1 protein-coding gene is annotated in these 503 nt (G+C 64.6%); it reads right to left on the reverse strand.

Annotated elements, in window-relative coordinates; all coding sequences use genetic code 11:
• Window positions 1-502 (reverse strand): CbtA family protein (locus CK240_RS18095; protein WP_240517586.1); only part of this gene is annotated, 502 nt, incomplete at its 3' end.
• Window position 503: the final 1 nt, after the last annotated feature.

Below are 503 nucleotides of genomic sequence, written 5' to 3' on the forward strand. Positions count from 1 at the left end.
TCGATAGCATCGATGAAGGGGTTCCGCGCCCGACCAGCCAGCCGAAGATCAGTCCGGTTCCGCCCCACAGAATTGCGTTGAGGAGCAGCGAGACAGTACGGAACTGCTGCAGCACCTCCGCCGGAAAATCGGCAGGAACCTCTCTCACCGCAGGCAGGATCAGCGCCGCGAGAACGACGATACCCGCGTAGGTTGCCCCGCCCGCCAGCCAGCCAAGCCGGTGGTCCGTCACGCGCCGCGCCACAACCACCGCCGCCACCATCCCGGCGATAGAGATTGCGAGCATCAGAAAGTACAGCCCAGTGCGCATGCCGATCGTCTCTGGGCTGCCGACAGCAGGCGGGTTGGCGGCGTATTTCAGCCCCGGGACCAAGGTCACAGAAACATAGCCGAGGACCGCAATCGCCCCAGCGGTTGCCAGGGGGCTAAGGTCCGACAGACGCCCGTGCGCCCAAGCATAGACTAAGGCGAAAACCCCTCCGAGGGCGGTCGCGAAAACGATC

This window comes from Paracoccus salipaludis (assembly GCF_002287065.1).
Taxonomy (GTDB): domain Bacteria; phylum Pseudomonadota; class Alphaproteobacteria; order Rhodobacterales; family Rhodobacteraceae; genus Paracoccus; species Paracoccus salipaludis.